Consider the following 16,770-nt stretch of genomic DNA (forward strand, 5'->3'; position numbering starts at 1 on the left):
CGAGCAGCGCATCTCCGCGCCGTTCTTCCCCGGCTGCAAACTCGACATCAATTTGCCACCAAAGGATTTCAAGTTTGCCAAGGGCGAACCCTTCTGCGTGTGGACCTACACCCGCGGCGAAGAGAACCACAAAGCCGCCGCAGCAGCTCCCGATCCGCGTGCTAGCGCGATGAAAAAAATTCCCATCATTCCGGTGTCGTCCAGCTAGGACGGCGATGCCGCGCCGTCATTGACGAGCGGCAGCGTCCCCGCTCGCACGGCGTCGACGATCGACTCGGTCAGTTTCGAACACCCCAGGAACAGACCGCTTCTGCCGCATGGGGTGAGTTGAGCAGCGGCGCAACGTTCCTCGCAGCGAGCCAACGCCTCGGCGGTCCATTGCACACTCGTCTGGGTCCAGCTGCTCTTGCGGACCTGGACGCTCGCCCCGCAGTGCCGGCATGCCACTGGCATCATGGGCATGTCGTCGAGCCGGTTGTCAGTTTTCACGCGGAGACCGATCGGTGTCACACCGAACCTGCGCTGGCGGGCTGGGCCTGCATGTTCGCCTCGACCTCTTTCATCCAGGCTTCGTACGGGCGGGTGGTGTCCAGCTCGAACTCGAAGCGGTCCACCATGTCCGCTTGCACGTCGCCGACATCGACGTAGAACTGTTGGTACCACCGGCGCAACTGGTACACCGGACCGTCTTCCTCAACCAATAGTGGGTTGTCGATGCGCGTTTTATTTTTCCAGATCGCGACGTCTTGCTCGAAGCCGAGCTTGACGAAATCGCCGAGGCTAATCGCGGTCTGCATGGCGAGCTCGTCGGGCAGGGAATCCGATTTCTTGACGATGATCCCATATTGCAACACAAAAGAATTCGCATCGATCGGATAGTGGCAATTGATGAGTACTGTCTGGTGGTCGGCTTCCTCGTAGTGATAGGTCAGGTCGTCGATCATGAATGAGGGACCATAGTAGGACGCGACCGATGTAGTGCCGAGCATCCGTGCACCTTCGGTGCCACCGAGGTCGGGACGGCCCGCACTGTTCATGTACTGCGTGGCCACCTGCCCCTCGAAGATGTTCTTGAAGTGCGTGGGCAAGGAGCCATGAATGTAGAAGAAGTGGGCCATGTCGACGACGTTGTCTATGATTTCGCGGCAGTTGGTATTGACGATCGTCGTATACCAATGCCAGTCGGTCCACTCGTCACTGGTCGCACCCTCGATCCGCGGGATAGTCACCTCTGTTGGCGGCGGATTGCCTTGAGGGTCGTTCCACACGAACAACATTCCGTCTTGCTCTAAGGTGGTCCACTTCGTCGTGCGGGCCAGCCTGGGTGTCCGCTTGCTGTAGGGCACGCGCTTGCAACGGCCGTCACCGCCCCAGCGCCAATCGTGGAATGGGCACGCGATCTCATCGCCCTTCACCTCGCCCTCGGTGAGATCGCCGCCCATGTGACGGCAGTAGCCGTCAAGAGCGTTGATCTCGCCGTCTCCGCTTCGGAAGACCACCAGCTTTCGACCGAATGCATGAACAGCGTGCGGCTTGCCATCGCCGAACTCTTTGGTCAGGCCCAGGCAGTGCCAGCCGCGAGCGAATCGGGAAGGGGCCGCAGCGGCTTCGATCTCCCTGACGCCGTCAGTATTCGACTGCAATGTCATGTCGTTGTTGTACAACCGTTGGCCTGCGTATGGCGACGACCGTCCCGCTGGCAGGGAGAAAGCGGTTACGGTGCCGATTCCGCGGCCTACTGTCATCTCTGTGACGACTGTTCAGCCAGCCACAATTCCCGCTGGCATCCCGGTGCGCGACACGTTGGTCGACCTTCTCGTCGTGGGCTCCGGCACAGGTATAGCGGCAGCGTTGGCCGCCCACGAATGCGGATTGACGGTGTTGATCGTGGAGAAGTCGTCTTATGTGGGCGGCTCGACCGCTCGGTCGGGCGGCGCGCTGTGGTTGCCGGCGAGCCCGATCCTCGAGGAGAAAGGCGCCCGCGACACCACGGAGCGTGCTGAAGCGTACTTGCGATCCATCGTGGCCGGCACCGCGCCGACAGAGCGATCCACCGGCTACCTAAAGAACGTCACCGCAACGGTCGAGTTGCTGCGGCGCACCACACCGATACGGCTCACCTGGGCAAAGGACTATTCGGACTATCACCCCGAGGCGCTTGGCGGAACCGCCGGCGGCCGCACCTGCGAATGCCGACCATTGGACTCCGCGATCCTCGGTGCGCACCGGACCCGGCTGCGACCCGGGGTCATGGAGGTCAAGATCCCAATGCCCACCACAACCGCCGACTACCGGTGGATGAACCTGATGGCCCGGGTACCGCGGAAGGGAATCCCGACCATCGCCAAGCGCCTCGGCCAAGGAATCGGCGGTCTGCTGTTCGGCCGGCGCTATGTCGCCGGCGGGCAGGCCCTGGCCGCCGGGCTCTTTGCCGGTGCTCTGCGAGCCGGTATCCCGATCTGGACCGACACCGAGTTGCAGCGGTTGACCACCGATGGCGGGCGGGTCACCGGCGCAGTGCTGGGCCACGGCGGGCGCGAGGTCACCGTGACCGCCCGCCGCGGCGTCGTGTTGGCCGCCGGCGGGTTTGATCACAGCATGGCTATGCGGTGGAAGTTTCAGTCCGAATCCCTCGGCGAGCACATGAGCCTGGGAGCCGAGACCAACACCGGTGACGCGATCCACGCCGCTCAAGACCTCGGTGCCGCAATCGATCTGATGGATCAGGCCTGGTGGTTTCCGGCCGTGGCGCCGCTGCCTGGACGTTCGCCATCGGTGCTGCTGGCCGAACGGTCCCTGCCGGGTTCGCTGATCGTCGACCAGAACGGCACCCGATTCATCAACGAGGCAACGGATTACATGTCGTTCGGCCAGCTCCTGCTGGAACGGGAGCGCTCAGGCAGTCCGATCGAATCCATGTGGATCGTCTTCGACCAGCAGTACCGCAACAGCTATGTCTTTGCCGGCGAACTGTTTCCGCGCATGTCGATTCCGCGGTCATGGTATGCGGCCGGGATCGCCCACCGGTCGCATGACCTGGCTGAACTGGCCGACAAGATCGGTGTTCCCACGTCACGGTTCACCACTACCGTGACGCGGTTCAACGAAATGTCGCGAGCCGGACACGACGGGGATTTCCATCGCGGGAGCAGTGCCTACGACCGCTACTACGGCGATCCCACCATCAACCCGAACCCCAATCTGCGCGCGCTCGATAGGAAGCCCTTTTATGCGGTGAAGATGGTGCTCAGCGACCTCGGCACCTGCGGCGGTCTGCGAGCCGACGACCACGCCCGAGTGCTGCGTGAAGACGGCAGTGCCATCAAAGGCCTGTATGCAATCGGGAATACCGCGGCCAACGCGTTCGGGACCACGTATCCCGGAGCGGGCGCGACTATCGCCCAGGGACTGGTGTACGGCTACATCGCTGCCCGCGACGCGGCGAGGGCCTGATCAGTCCGGTTCCTCGGCGTCGGCCTTCTTTTCGATCTCGTACCAGAATTCCGGTGTGGGCCAAGGGATCTTGGTAGGTCCACCTTTTCCCGGCTGAGGGAACGCGGCTTCCGCCTCGTCAAGCTCCTTGATCATCTTCAAGGCCAGCTCCCGCTCGTTGGCGTAATAGCGCTCCGCCCACTGCAACGCGACGCGGGCGTATGCCCAGGACGGATCGGCGCTTGCCCACCGCGCATCCTTCGCGGCTTTTCGGTGCATCTCATCGGCATAAGCGACGTGTTCTTGCAGCAGCTCCTTCAGCCTCTCGGGTCTGGTGAGATGCCCCAACGTCACTCGTAACAGCGGGCCATGTTTGAGCGTTGGCGGGTCGACGGGCGCATCGTTCGCCCACTGGGTCACGGCGTCCAGCCCCTCGTCAGTGATCTTGTACAACCGGCGATTGCGGGTTCCGCCGGTGTTCTCGACGCGCGAGGTTACCAAGCCCAGCTTCTCCAGCTTCTTGAGTTCGGAATAGATGTGGCTGTAGGCCGGGCTGTCGTAGAAGAACCGCATGCTCCAGTCAATCCATTTGCGGATGTCATAACCCGAAAGCTCGTGCTCGTATGACAGCATGCCCAGCAGCGCCCAGCTGGTCGCCGCCAGATTCGGCTTGCCCGGTGAATCGCTGCCTGCCATTTCCCCAGGCTAACAAGCCGGGCCGGCTGGATATCGACCGTTCACCACTGGGTGGGACACGGCATTGCGGGCACGCATGCCGCCACGCACGCTGTGTCCGTGACATCGAATGGTGAACTGGTCATGCTCGAAACGGTATATCGGCCGTTGGCCGATTCGGTGCGCCGCCTCATCGATGCCACCATCAGAACGCAAGTCGACGCAGCGACCCTCACCGCCGCCAAAGAAAAGATCGATCGCGCCACTGAGAAATTAAGTGCGGAGCTGATGCCGGGTTCCTTCGGCGTGCGGCAAACCGGCGATGGTCAATCGATGGCATGGGGCAACGTAGTGATCGGTCTGCGCAACCCAGTCGCCCCTCCGCTCGCGATCAACCACGAAGCTAACGGACTGGTGTGGACCGAGTTCACTCTCGGCGCAGCCTACGAAGGACCACCGGGCCACGTGCATGGCGGAGTGTGCGCGATGGTGCTCGACCACGTCCTGGGCGCAACCGCGCACAAGCCTGGAAGGCCCGCAGTTACCGGCACTCTCAGCGTCCGATATCTGCGGGGCACGCCGCTCGGCCCGCTGCACGCAGAGGCACACGTCGAGCGTGTTGAGGGCGTCAAAACGTTCGCTAGCGGCCATATTGCCGATGCACAGGGCATCACCGTCCAGGCTGAAGGCGTGTTCCTCCACCCACGGGAGAGCTAGCTCCGGGCCGGAGCCAGCCGCTTGAGTGCCAGCCCACCTTCGAACGGTCGGTAGCCGAATGCGGCCGGGGCCCGATAACCGGTGTCCTCCAGCGGCGTCTGCACCTCGGCGACCGTCGGTCCGATCTTGGCGGCGACCGGTGCGAGCGCATCGAGGTCGAACCGGTACAAACGACCGGCGTTGCCGCCCAGAATCTTTCGGCACTCGTCCTCCGGCCTTTTATGCAAAGCCCAGCGGATCGCCAGCTTGGAGTGGGGCGTGAAGCCCTCCTCGTGCGGATAGTCGCTGCCCCACATGATGTGCTCCGGGCCCATGAAATCGATCATCCCCGAGTCGAACGGCGCCAACTCGCTGGCCAGATAACAGTTCCGCTGGACGTATTCGCTTGGTGTCATGGTCAGCTCGTCAACGGATGAGCCGCCGAACATCCCGTAGGTGCGGTTGTGAGCCTCGGATTTCATGGTGGGCACCATGGCGTCGAGCATGCCCAGTTGCCCCGGCACCCAAAGCGTGCCCTGCTCGGTCGGCACGAACCGTAAGGTCGGGTACCGCTCGAACACCCCGGCAAGGATCAAGTGTCCGAGCGTGCGGTTGGCCCATAGCGCCATCTCGGTGATCAGCACCGCGTTGGACGCCGGTTGGTCCATCGGCATCTCGGGGCTGCCGGCACCCGCGTGCTGTACCACCGTCAGATCCAGATCCGCGCACAGCGCCCAAAGCGGTTCGTAGCGGGTGTGGAAGAGCGGTGCGACGTTGGGATCACCCGGCGAGACCGGCGGGACGAGCACCCCGCCGAAGCAGCCATGCTCGGCACCCCAGCGAATTTCTTCCATCGCCAGCTCGACATCGTTGGGAAAGATCTGGATCAACCCGCGGCGACGGGTCGGGGCAAGCGAGCAGAAGTCGATCTGCCAGCGATTGTGGGCCTGCACACCCGCCCAACGCTTCTCGAGCTCGTCGCGAGTCCGCGGCAGGCTGATAGTGATGTTGGGGGTGGTCGGAAAGAACGGCGGAACGGTATTGGGCAACAGCACCTCGGCGGCCACCCCGTCGGCGTCCATGTCGGCAATCCGGAGCTCGCTATCCCAGTTCCGACTGGCGGTAGCGATGATCAGGTCATCGAACGGGCTGACGTAGGTCTTCGCCCAGGCATCGAACTCATCGTGCAGGGCCGCGGGCAGATAGGGCTTGTAGTCGCCGATATCCGCCCCCGCGTGGGTGTCCGTCGAGATGACGACATAGCGATCGATCGTGTCCCAAGTTGCAGGCATCGTTTCCTCCGGCGTTGTCGTATACGAGGCTAGCTTTCCGGATGGTCCGATGACCGCAAGATCTCCATCTCACTGAGCGGGCATCGATCGGATCATCGATGGCCGCCGCGACGCGGGAGCCGGGTCAGACCACTCCCCGTAGCCCGTCGGCACCGAATACCGGTTCCAGCATCGCCGTGAAGTCCGGGCCGCGCCGTAGCAGCTGCCCGCCGTCGACGTTGATGATCTGGCCGGTGATCCAGCCGGCCGCGTCGCTCAGCAGAAACATCGCCGCGTTGGCGATGTCTTCCACCTCGCCCACCCGCGGCAGCGGGGTGCAGATCCGGTAGTCCTCGCTGAGCTCCGGCGAGTCGGTGATCGGGGCGACCATGTCCGTGCGGATCAAGCCCGGCCGGATGCTGTTGACCCGCACCCAGGATGGGCCCAGTTCGTCGGCGGCCAGCATCATCAGGTGGTCGAGGCCCGACTTGGTCACCCCGTAGGCGCCGAACCAGCGGTGGGTGTTGCTGGCCGCGATCGACGAGATACCGACGAACGACCCGCCACCGCCGCGTACCAGTTCGCGGGCGGCGTGCTTGAGCACGTACATGGTGCCGTTGATGTTGAGGTCGACGGTGCGTCGCCACGCCTCCGAGTCGATCTGGGTGATCGGTCCGATGGTCTGCGATCCGCCCGCACAATGCACCGCGCCGTGCAGCCGGCCATGCCATGCCGTGGTGGCGTCGACGGCGCGCGCGACCTCTTCTTCGTTGGTGACGTCGGCAGGCTCATATCGGATCGCGCCGCCACTCGCCTTAACCGCGTCGATCTCCTGGGCAGCGGCCGCCAGCCGATCGGAGTTCCGGCCGACGATCATGACTGCGGCCCCGGCGGCTACTAACCCGGCGGCCACCCCCTTACCGATTCCACTGCCACCGCCGGTGACCAGGTAGGTCCGGTCTTCGAACGAAAGCTGCACGCCAGCCCCTTCACAGCCAAACTGAAACAGGTTCTAGCAATCGAACCATGCGCCCGTCGCGGGGCTACGGGGTGTCGCGGCGGGCCAGTTTCGACGGCTTTGCCGTGCGCCAGTCCTCCACATCGGGCGGCAGTCCGATCGGGTACCTGTTCTCGTTGTGCGCCGCCCAGTGGGCATGGCCCAGCTCGTGGATGTGGAATGCGTGGCGCAGCGCCTCGGTGAAACCCATCGCGTCCGAGGCCGCGTTGACCGAGTCCTTGATAAGCAGCGCCGCCATCGTGGGCCGCTCGGCGATGCGCCGCGCGAACTCCAGGGTCTTGTCCTCCAGTTCGTCCAGCGGAAAGACCTTCGATACCATCCCGAGCCGGTAAGCCTCGTCGGCGTCCAGCGAATCACCGGTCAGCAAAAGCTCTTTGGCTTTGCGCGGGCCGAATTCCCAAGGGTGCGCGTAGTATTCGACACCGGGCATGCCCATGCGGACACCGACGACGTCGCTGAACTTCGCATTGTCGGCGGCGACGATCAGGTCACAGGCCCAGATCAGCATCAAACCCGCGGAGATCGCGTTGCCCTGCACCTGCGCAATGGTGATCTTGCGCAAATCGCGCCAACGGCAAGTGTTTTGGAAGAAATAATGCCATTCCTGAAGGTACGTTTTCTCCGCAACCGGATCGCGGGTGGCGCCGTTTATCCGGAAACTCGGCAGCTGCGCCGGTCCGGGCGCCCGCTCCGCCAATGCCAACTCCGAACCCAGGTCGTGGCCGGCAGAGAAATTCCGACCGCGCGCGGCCAGGATCACCACGCGAACGTCGTCGTCGGCCTCGGCGCGCAAGAACGCCTCGTCGAGTTGAACAAGCAGCCCACGGCTCTGGGCGTTGTGCGCGTCGGGCCGGTTGAGCCAGATCCGGGCGATACGGCCCTCGTCGAGCGTTTCGTAGGCCACCAGCTCTTCAGACTTCCCGTCAACCACGCTGGTGCCCACCTCGTTGGGGACTGCCATTCGCCACCTCACTCGCCTTGGTTAGACGCTTACACATTACGGCCAGCACGTAACGCATCCGTCGGCGGGTTGTTCCCTGGCTAGAACGTTGCCGAGCAAGGTGAAACATCGTTCGGATCGAACTCTGCCGGTAGGAACAAATCAACCTCTCAGCGATTGGCGCGCCGATTAGCCCACCCCACGCCCAGGCACGGACATTAACCGTGTCCAAAACTTGAGGCAATTGGAAATTAATTCGTGGACGCGATTGTCTTCCCGCTTAAAGTGGGTTTATTAGATCGGCGGGCGACGAATGATGTCGCTCAAACGAGTAGGAGACGAGAAGTGAAGATCACCACGATGACAAAGAAGTCAGTCGCGGCGGTGGCCATCGCGACGATTGGCATCGCCAGCGCCCCGGTTGCGTCGGCGGCTTATCCCATCACCGGCAAACTTGGCAGCCAGTTAACGATGACTGATTCCGTCGGCCAAGTCACCCTCAACTGGACGGTCAGCAACCTCCAGCCCAGCTCCGATGTGCTGCAGGGTTACGCCGTAGCCGGCAAGCTCTGGGAAGCCACCGCCACGGTCAACGCCGTCTCGGGTCCCGTCACCCCGGCCATTTCGCAATTCAACGCCGTCGCCCCCAACCAAGCCATCTACCGGGTTTTGTGGCAAACCGCTAGCCCGACCAACATCAGCGGGGCCACCATCCCGCAAGGCGCACAAGCGACCGGCAAAATCCACTTCGACGTCACTGGTCCACCGCCGACCACCGTCACAATGAACAACGGAATGGAAGACCTCCTCATTTGGGGGCCATAGACAGGCATCCATAGGAGAGCCAAGAGGCAACTCGCCCGGAGGTCACCTCCACTTCCCCAGTATGGCCTGCATCGTCCCAGGCCAGACCAGCCGGCTGCGGCTGTATACGCACTTCGCATACAGTTATGTCATGCCCGCTAAATCTGATCATCACGACATCGACGATGTGCAACCGCTGACTGACAGCACCGCAAGCCAGGCCAGGCGCGTAGTAGCGGCCTACGCGAACGACGCCGACGAATGCCGCATCTTCCTATCGATGCTCGGTATTGGGCCGGCGAAAATCGAGGTCTAATGCCCCCCGCCAGGGGCTCGGGCTCGAAGGGATCTGCCCTAGGAGAGTCCGACTTCGTGGTGGTGGCCAACCGGCTGCCGATCGACATGGAGCGGCTGCCCGACGGGAGCACCACGTGGAAGCGCAGCCCCGGCGGGTTGGTCACCGCGCTGGAGCCGCTGCTTCGCCGCCGTCACGGGGCCTGGATCGGTTGGCCGGGAACTGTCGACGACGACGTCGACACCGAAGATGCGCCGATCGTGAAGGACGATCTGCGGCTTCACCCGGTACGACTGTCCGCCGACGACGTCGCTGAGTACTACGAGGGATTTTCCAACGCCACGCTGTGGCCGCTCTACCACGACGTCATCGTCAAACCGATCTACGAACGGGAATGGTGGGATCGCTACGTCGAGGTCAACCGCCGTTTCGCCAAGGCCGCATCCCGCGCCGCCGCCCGGGGGGCGACCGTCTGGGTGCAGGACTACCAGTTGCAGCTGGTGCCTGCGATGCTGCGCGAACTGCGACCCGATCTGACCATCGGCTTCTTTCTGCACATCCCGTTCCCGCCGGTCGAGCTGTTCATGCAGATGCCCTGGCGCACCGAAATCGTGGAAGGACTGCTTGGCGCGGACCTGGTCGGATTTCATCTGGCCGGCGGCGCCCAGAACTTCCTGATTCTGTCGCGACGCCTCCTCGGCGCGAGCACGTCCCGGGGTTCGGTCGGCGTGCGGTCGCGATTCGGCGAGGTGGAGCTCGACGGCCGCACCGTTCGAGTGGGCGCCTTCCCTATTTCCATCGACTCGAGCGAACTCGACCACAAGGGCCGTGACCGCAACATCCGCAAGCGGGCCAAGGAGATCCGGGCCGAGATCGGCAACCCCCGCAAGGTTCTACTCGGTGTCGACCGGCTCGACTACACCAAAGGCATAGACGTGCGGCTCAAGGCGTTTGCCGAGCTGCTCGCCGAGGGCCGCGTCAAAGGCGAGGACACCGTGCTGGTCCAGCTCGCCACGCCCAGCCGCGAACGTGTGGAGAGCTATCAGCTCCTACGCAGCGATATCGAGCGCGAGGTCGGCCACATCAACGGCGAATACGGCGAAGTCGGCCATCCGGTGGTGCACTACCTGCACCGCCCGGTTCCCCGCGACGAACTCGTCGCCTTCTTTGTAGCCAGCGACGTCATGCTGGTCACCCCGCTGCGGGACGGGATGAACCTGGTGGCCAAAGAGTACGTCGCTTGCCGTAGCGATCTCGGCGGTGCGCTGGTACTCAGCGAATTCACCGGTGCCGCAGCCGAACTCGGACAAGCCTACCTGGTCAATCCGCATGACACCGAAGGCGTCAAAGACGCGATCGAGGCGGCGCTGAACCAAACAGTCGAGGAGGGCCGGCGCCGGATGCGGGCCTTGCGACGCCAGGTACTCGCCCACGACGTCGACCGTTGGGCCCGATCGTTTCTCGACGCGCTGGCCGAGGCGCATCCAGAGGGCCGTTGAATCGGTGGTGCGGCCGCAGGTGCCCTGAGTCTCGTGATCCGGATTATCACTCCATTAACCCGGTCGCCGCGAAATTCCGTTCCGGCTCACGCCCAGCAAAATAATCCTGCAGCGTGGCGCTGAGCTGACCGGGGTCCCATGCCTGCGCGTCTGCGGTGAACCGATGCTCGACGCTGGGTGCCGACACCAGTGTCACTTGCGGGCCGTACACGATGAAAACCTGGCCGTTGACGGCGCTGGCCGCAGGGGATGCCAGGAAGCGCACCAGGGTGACCACGTGCTCAGGCGAGAGCGGGTCGATTTCGCCGTCACCGATCTCGGGGGCCTCCCCGAAGACATCGGCCGTCATCGCCGTCCGGGCCCGCGGACAGATCGCGTTTGCGCAAACTCCGTAGCGTCCCAGCGCCCGCGCCGCCGTCAGGGTCAGCGCCGTGATGCCAGCCTTGGCGGCGCCGTAGTTGGCCTGCCCCACCGGACCCACCAGCCCCGCCTCCGACGACGTGTTGACAATGCGGCCGTAGACCGAACCGTCGGTGGCCTGCTTCGCTTTTTGCCGCCAATAGGTGGCCGCGTTGCGGGTCAGCAGAAAATGGCCGCGCAGGTGCACGGCGATCACCGCGTCCCATTCCTCGTCGGACATGTTGAACAGCATCCGATCGCGCGTGATACCTGCGTTGTTCACCACGATGCTCAAGCCGCCCAGCCCGTCGGCGCAGCTGACCAGCTCGTCGGCGGTCGCGCGTTGACTGATGTCGCCTGGGACCGCCAGCGCTTTTGCACCAGAAGCAGCGCCGGCGGCGGTGATCTCGTCGATGACGTCGGAAGCATCCAGCGCTGCGGCGATGTCGTTGACCACGACAGTGGCACCGGCACGGGCTAAGCCGATCGCTTCGGCGCGGCCCAGCCCGGCGGCCGCACCGGTCACCACCGCGACCTTTCCGGACAGATCGGTCGCTTTCGTGCTGCTAGTCAATTTATGAATACCTCTAGTCTTCGCGTTTGAGGGCGGCCCGCGGGCATTCGGCGATCGCCTGCTCGGCCAGCGCCTCCCGATCGGCCGGAATCGGGTCGGTCTTTACTACCGCGTAGTCCTCGTCGTCGAGGTCGAAGATATCCGGCGCGATTCCCAGGCACACCGCGTTGCCTTCGCAACGGTCGTGGTCGACTATCACCCGCACGGCGTCCTCCTTGAATGTGGGCTGTGAGTAGGTATGACCCACCATACGACCAGCTGCGAACGGGTTCGGCGGGACGGTCGCTGGACCCTCAGACTAGAACGTGTTACAACCAGGGTGGCGAATGGGTAGCCGTTGGTTCAGGCTGCCGCGCAATACACCTACGAGGAGGAGGGTGACCGGAATGCGCATCAGTTATACGCCTGAGCAGGAGGAGCTGCGTCGCGAACTGCGCTCGTACTTCGCCAAGCTGATCACCCCGGAACGCCGCGAGGCGTTGAGTTCGACGTCCGGCGAGGTCGGCGAGGGCAACGTCTACCGCGAGACGGTCGCACAGATGGGCAAGGACGGGTGGCTCACCCTGAACTGGCCCAAGGAGTACGGCGGCCAGGACCGTTCCCCGATGGACTCGCTTATCTTCACCGACGAGGCCGCGATCGCCGGTGCGCCGGTGCCGTTCCTGACCATCAACAGCGTCGCGCCGACCATCATGGCCTTCGGTAGCGAGGAACAGAAGAAGTTCTTCCTGCCCAAGATCGCTTCCGGGGATCTGCACTTCGCGATCGGCTACTCCGAACCCGGCGCCGGCACCGACCTGGCCAACCTGCGGACCACCGCGGTGCGCGACGGCGACGACTATGTGGTCAACGGCCAGAAGATGTGGACCAGCCTGATCCAGTACGCGGACTACGTCTGGCTGGCAGTGCGCACCAACACCGAAGCCAAGAAGCACCGCGGCATTTCGGTGCTGATCGTCCCAACCACCGCTGACGGCTTCTCCTGGACGCCGGTGCACACCATGGCCGGGCCCGACACCAGTGCCACTTATTACTCCGATGTCCGCGTCCCGGTGGCCGACCGGGTCGGTGAGGAGAACGGCGGCTGGAAGCTGGTCACCAACCAGCTCAACCACGAGCGCGTCGCGTTGGTGTCGCCGATGCCGATCATCATGGCGCTCAGCCAGGTTCGGGAGTGGGCGCAGAACACCAAGGACGCCGGCGGCGCCCGGCTCATCGATTCGGAGTGGGTGCAGCTCAACCTGGCCCGAGTGCACGCCAAGGTCGAGGTCCTCAAGCTGATCAACTGGGAGCTGGCGTCGTCGGACGCAGCCGCGCCTTCACCGGCGGATGCCTCGGCAGCCAAGGTGTTCGGCACCGAGCTGGCCACCGAGGCCTACCGCCTGCTGATGGAGGTGCTGGGCACCGCGGCGACCGTTCGTCAGGATTCACCCGGAGCGTTGCTGCGGGGCCGGGTCGAGCGGATGCACCGGGCCTGCTTGATCCTGACCTTCGGCGGCGGCACCAACGAAGTGCAGCGCGACATCATCGGCATGGTGGCCTTAGGCCTGCCCCGAGCCAACCGCTAACCTTTCTAGCCCAAAAGGACTTTGGATCATGGACTTTTCGACCACCGAAGCGGCGCAGGATCTCGGCGATCTGGTCAACACGATCGTCGACTCGGTGTGCACGCCGGAGCACCAACGTCAACTCGACGGTCTGGATCTGGGGGCACCTCCCGCCCGAAGGGCAGGGGGACGCTTTGATCGCGAGCTGTGGAGCAAGCTCATCGACGCCGACATCCTCTCCACCGCTGCGCCGGAGTCGGTGGGCGGGGGCGGTTTTGGGGTGCTCGAGCAGACCGCGGTACTCGTCGGCCTCGGCCGGCAACTCGCGGCCGTCCCCTACCTGGACTCCGTCGTTTTGGCCGCGGGCGCGTTGGCCCGGTTCGGTTCACCGCAACTTCAGAAGCAGTGGGGCGAAGCCGCGGTGAGTGGCACCAAGATCCTGACGGTCGCGTTGGACGGCGAAATGGGCGACGGCCCGGTGCAGGCCGCGCGTTCCGGTGACGGCTACCGCCTGACCGGAACCCGCACCCAGGTGGCCTACGGACCGGTGGCCGACGGGTTCTTGGTGCCGGCCGAAACCGATTCCGGTACTGCCGTTTTCCTGGTTGCTGCCGGCGACCCGGGAGTCTTCGTGACGGCGCTGGATACCACCGGGCTGGGCAGCGTCGGGCAGCTCCGACTGGACGGGGTCGAGGTGGATGGCCAACGAGTGGTCGGCGGCGAGGACGTGGTCAGCTGGATCGCCACGCTGGATGTGCTGGGCCGCAGCGCCTTTCAGCTCGGAGTCCTAGACCGTGGGCTACAGTTGACCGCTGAATACGCTCGCACTCGTGAGCAGTTCGACCGCCCGATCGGCAGCTTCCAGGCGGTGGGGCAACGGCTTGCCGACAGCTACATCGACGTCAAGGGATTGCGGCTGACGCTCACCCAGGCCGCCTGGCGGCTCAGCGAGGACCTGCCCGCCGACACCGAGGTCGCCACCGCGGCATTCTGGGCGGCCGACGCCGGACATCGCGTGGCGCACACCATCGTTCACATACATGGCGGCGTCGGCATCGACACCGACCATCCGGTGCACCGTTACTTCCTGGCCGCCAAGCAGACCGAGTTCGCGCTGGGCGGCGCCACCGGAGCGCTGCTGCGCATCGGTCGGGAACTGGCCGACACCCCCGCCTAGCCTAACCGTGACCGAGGCGCTCCCAACCGTCGTCGACTTGCTGCGACCGCTCGTCGATGTCGACGATCGGGGCGTCTACTTCGAGGATTCGTTCGTCAACTGGCGTGATCATCTTCGGCACGGTGCTGCGTTGGCGGCGACGCTGCGCGAGCGGCTTGACCCGGGCCGGCCGCCGCATGTCGGGGTGCTGCTGGAGAACACGCCGTTTTTCTCCGCGGTCTTGGTCGCCGCCGGGATGTCGGGAATTGTCCCGGTGGGCCTCAACCCGGTGCGCCGCGGCGCGGCGCTCGCCCGAGACATCAACCACGCGGATTGCCAGCTGGTACTGGCCGACTCGAATTCCGCTGCGACGCTGGGCGATATCGACCATATTAACGTCGACGCCGCAGAATGGGCCGAGGAGGTAGCCGCGCACCACGACGCCGAGGTGCGTTTTCCGTCCGCCGAGCCCGCCGATCTGTTCATGCTGATCTTCACCTCGGGCACCAGCGGTGATCCCAAGGCGGTGATGTGCAGCCACGGCAAAGTCGGGATCGCCGGCGTGACGATGACCGAGCGATTCAGTCTCGGCCCTTCCGACGTCTGTTACGCGTCGATGCCGCTGTTTCATTCCAACGCGGTGCTGGTCGGATGGGCGGTGTCGTTAGCCTGTCGTGGCTCAATGGTGTTGCGGCGCAAATTCTCTGCGTCCGGATTTCTGCTGGACATCCGCCGCTACGGCGCCACCTACGCCAACTACGTCGGCAAACCGTTGTCCTATGTGCTCGCCACACCCGAGCGTCCAGACGACGCCGACAATCCGCTGCGTGCGGTGTACGGCAACGAGGGGGCGCCGGGCGACATCGAGCGTTTCGCGGACCGGTTCGGCTGCGTTGTCATCGACGGCTTCGGATCGACCGAGGGCGGGGTGGCGATCAGCCGCACACCGGATGCCCCGGCGGGCGCACTGGGTCTGCTGCCCGATGGCATCGAGATCGTTGACGTCGACACCGGTCAGCCGTGCCCAGTCGGTGTGATCGGTGAGCTGGTGAATACCGGTGGCCCAGGGCGTTTCGAGGGCTACTACAACGATGCCGAGGCCAATGCGCAGCGGATGAAAGGCGGCGTCTATCACAGCGGCGACTTGGCTTACCGCGACGAGGCCGGCTATGCGTATTTCACCGGCCGGCTCGGCGACTGGCTGCGCGTCGACGGGGAGAATCTTGGGACCGCGCCCATCGAGCGGGTGCTGCTGCGCCATCCGGACGTGACCGAGGTAGCGGTCTATGCGGTGCCGGATCCGGCCGTCGGCGATCAGGTGATGGCCGCGATGGTGTTAGCACCTGGGGCCCAGTTCGACGCGGACAAATTCCGCGCGTTCCTGGCCGAGCAGACCGACCTCGGCCCCAAGCAGTGGCCGTCGTACGTTCGGGTCGGCACGACGCTGCCGCGCACCGCGACCTTCAAGGTGATCAAGCGGCAGCTCTCCGCCCAGGGCCTCGACTGCGCCGATCCGGTGTGGCCCATCCCGCGGTAGACCTCAATCCTCCATGCCCAGAATGCGTGCCGCATTGCCGTACAAAAACTTCGGCCACACGGCGTCGCGGAAGGGCACGTTGGGCATCTCGGTGAAGATTCGCTCTAGCGTCAGCCCCATCGGGAAGTATCCGGCGTAAAGCACCTTGTCCGCGCCGCGGGTGTTGGCGTAGTCGACGATCGCCTTGGGGTAATACTTGGGCGCGAATGCCGACGTCGAGTAGTACAGGTTCGGCCACTTCAACATCAACTTGACGGCCAGGTCCTCCCATGGCTCACACCCGTGACGAGTTACGAAGACCAGATCGGGAAAGTCGAACATCACGATGTCGATGCGCGCAACGTCCTGAGGTGCGAACGGCACCCGCGGCCCGGGCACCCCGGCGCACACGAAGATCGGTATGCCCAGCTCGGCACATGCGGCGTAGATCGGATACATCTTCGGGTCGTCGATCGGCACCTGCGGGAAGGTGCCCGCGGGGAACACCGAGGTGGCCCGGATGCCGAACTCGTCGTGCTCTCGGTGAATGGCTTTCACCGACCCCATCACGTCGTTGGGATCGCGTACCGCCCCCGACGGCACGAACCGATCGGGATACTTTCTCAGCGCCAATTGGGAAGTCTCGTCGACGACGCCGATCATGCCCTTCTGGATTCCGAAGCGGTCCATCTCGTGCAGCGTCACCCCGACGGGATCGGTGGTCGGCAGATCTTTCGGTACCCCTTTGAACATGTATTCAACGGGGAATTCGAACTTCTCCCGCGACTCCCGGTCCTTGGTCTGCTCGCGGATGAAGTCGTACTGACCAGAGCCCTGGTGGGGAAAGCCGATCATCGTGTCGAACACCGGCAACCCGGCACAGCCAGCCATAAGGTCCTCCGAATCCGAGTCGCTCGCGCCTTTCGGTGCTCACCAGGTTGAAACAAG

General features: G+C 64.3%; 17 protein-coding genes and 1 pseudogene. 9 read left to right on the top strand and 9 right to left on the bottom strand.

Features of this window, described 5'->3' with window-relative positions; all coding sequences use genetic code 11:
• Positions 1-208: pseudogene (locus VEI45_RS07535) on the top strand (hypothetical protein); the annotation flags it as partial.
• On the opposite strand, the gene VEI45_RS07540 reads toward VEI45_RS07535, so the two are convergent.
• Positions 205-489: a ferredoxin gene (locus tag VEI45_RS07540; RefSeq protein WP_414687424.1), complete on the bottom strand. Its 285-nt coding sequence runs from the start codon at positions 487-489 to the stop codon at positions 205-207. The pseudogene VEI45_RS07535 and the gene VEI45_RS07540 sit on opposite strands and share 4 nt — an antisense overlap.
• Positions 490-506: 17 nt before the next feature.
• Positions 507-1,649: a Rieske 2Fe-2S domain-containing protein gene (locus tag VEI45_RS07545; protein WP_324851787.1), complete on the bottom strand. Its 1,143-nt coding sequence runs from the start codon at positions 1,647-1,649 to the stop codon at positions 507-509.
• Positions 1,650-1,749: 100 nt separating this feature from the next.
• Between VEI45_RS07545 and VEI45_RS07550 the strand changes: the two genes are divergently transcribed.
• Complete coding sequence (locus tag VEI45_RS07550; protein WP_324851757.1) at positions 1,750-3,453, top strand: 3-ketosteroid-delta-1-dehydrogenase; 1,704 nt, start codon at positions 1,750-1,752, stop codon at positions 3,451-3,453.
• On the opposite strand, the gene VEI45_RS07555 is transcribed toward VEI45_RS07550, so the two are convergent.
• Positions 3,454-4,128, bottom strand: a complete 675-nt coding sequence (locus VEI45_RS07555; protein ID WP_324851759.1) for a PadR family transcriptional regulator — start codon at positions 4,126-4,128, stop codon at positions 3,454-3,456.
• A 123-nt stretch (positions 4,129-4,251) separates the two neighbouring features.
• Here VEI45_RS07555 and VEI45_RS07560 point away from each other — a divergent pair, with 123 nt between their 5' ends.
• Positions 4,252-4,824 carry a PaaI family thioesterase gene (locus VEI45_RS07560; protein ID WP_324851761.1) on the top strand — a complete coding sequence of 191 codons (573 nt, stop codon included), beginning with the start codon at positions 4,252-4,254 and terminating at the stop codon, positions 4,822-4,824.
• Here the strand turns inward: VEI45_RS07560 and VEI45_RS07565 are convergent.
• The 3 genes from VEI45_RS07565 to VEI45_RS07575 form a co-directional block, all read right to left on the bottom strand.
• Entirely contained in the window at positions 4,821-6,095 is a 1,275-nt protein-coding gene (locus VEI45_RS07565) for an amidohydrolase family protein (RefSeq protein ID WP_324851763.1), read from the bottom strand. The two genes, VEI45_RS07560 and VEI45_RS07565, sit on opposite strands and share 4 nt — an antisense overlap.
• Before the next feature lie 124 nt (positions 6,096-6,219).
• Entirely contained in the window at positions 6,220-7,053 is an 834-nt protein-coding gene (locus VEI45_RS07570; RefSeq protein ID WP_324851765.1) for an SDR family oxidoreductase, read from the bottom strand.
• A 64-nt stretch (positions 7,054-7,117) separates the two neighbouring features.
• Positions 7,118-8,053 carry an enoyl-CoA hydratase gene (locus VEI45_RS07575; RefSeq protein ID WP_324851767.1) on the bottom strand — a complete coding sequence of 312 codons (936 nt, stop codon included), beginning with the start codon at positions 8,051-8,053 and terminating at the stop codon, positions 7,118-7,120.
• Positions 8,054-8,377: 324 nt separating this feature from the next.
• Here VEI45_RS07575 and VEI45_RS07580 point away from each other — a divergent pair, with 324 nt between their 5' ends.
• From VEI45_RS07580 to VEI45_RS07590, 3 genes are all read left to right on the top strand, one after another.
• Positions 8,378-8,857, top strand: coding sequence for an MPT63 family protein (locus VEI45_RS07580; RefSeq protein WP_324851789.1), 480 nt, complete (start codon positions 8,378-8,380; stop codon positions 8,855-8,857).
• Positions 8,858-8,987: 130 nt separating this feature from the next.
• On the top strand, positions 8,988-9,152 hold the full coding sequence (locus tag VEI45_RS07585) for a hypothetical protein (RefSeq protein ID WP_324851769.1): 165 nt from the start codon (positions 8,988-8,990) through the stop codon (positions 9,150-9,152).
• Positions 9,152-10,630 (top strand): trehalose-6-phosphate synthase, encoded by a 1,479-nt coding sequence (locus VEI45_RS07590; protein ID WP_324851771.1) that lies wholly within the window; start codon positions 9,152-9,154, stop codon positions 10,628-10,630. Before VEI45_RS07585 ends, VEI45_RS07590 begins: the two co-directional genes overlap by 1 nt.
• 46 nt (positions 10,631-10,676) lie before the next feature.
• On the opposite strand, the gene VEI45_RS07595 is transcribed toward VEI45_RS07590, so the two are convergent.
• Together VEI45_RS07595 and VEI45_RS07600 are read right to left on the bottom strand one after the other, a co-directional pair.
• On the bottom strand, positions 10,677-11,603 hold the full coding sequence (locus tag VEI45_RS07595; RefSeq protein ID WP_324851773.1) for a 3-oxoacyl-ACP reductase: 927 nt from the start codon (positions 11,601-11,603) through the stop codon (positions 10,677-10,679).
• A 13-nt stretch (positions 11,604-11,616) separates the two neighbouring features.
• Positions 11,617-11,808, bottom strand: a complete 192-nt coding sequence (locus tag VEI45_RS07600; RefSeq protein ID WP_324851775.1) for a ferredoxin — start codon at positions 11,806-11,808, stop codon at positions 11,617-11,619.
• 181 nt (positions 11,809-11,989) lie between these two features.
• On the opposite strand from VEI45_RS07600, the gene VEI45_RS07605 reads away from it, so the two are divergent.
• From VEI45_RS07605 to fadD17, 3 genes are read left to right on the top strand one after another with little or no spacing between them, the layout of a single operon-like run.
• Positions 11,990-13,171, top strand: a complete 1,182-nt coding sequence (locus VEI45_RS07605; RefSeq protein ID WP_324851777.1) for an acyl-CoA dehydrogenase family protein — start codon at positions 11,990-11,992, stop codon at positions 13,169-13,171.
• A gap of 28 nt (positions 13,172-13,199) precedes the next feature.
• Positions 13,200-14,327 carry an acyl-CoA dehydrogenase family protein gene (locus VEI45_RS07610; RefSeq protein WP_324851779.1) on the top strand — a complete coding sequence of 376 codons (1,128 nt, stop codon included), beginning with the start codon at positions 13,200-13,202 and terminating at the stop codon, positions 14,325-14,327.
• Positions 14,328-14,334: 7 nt separating this feature from the next.
• A complete protein-coding gene (gene fadD17, locus VEI45_RS07615) occupies positions 14,335-15,843 on the top strand; it encodes a long-chain-fatty-acid--CoA ligase FadD17 (protein ID WP_324851781.1) in 1,509 nt (502 codons plus the stop codon).
• A 3-nt stretch (positions 15,844-15,846) separates the two neighbouring features.
• On the opposite strand, the gene VEI45_RS07620 is transcribed toward fadD17, so the two are convergent.
• On the bottom strand, positions 15,847-16,713 hold the full coding sequence (locus VEI45_RS07620) for an amidohydrolase family protein (RefSeq protein WP_324851783.1): 867 nt from the start codon (positions 16,711-16,713) through the stop codon (positions 15,847-15,849).
• Positions 16,714-16,770: the final 57 nt, after the last annotated feature.

This window comes from Mycobacterium sp., from assembly GCF_035623875.1.
Lineage (GTDB): Bacteria > Actinomycetota > Actinomycetes > Mycobacteriales > Mycobacteriaceae > Mycobacterium.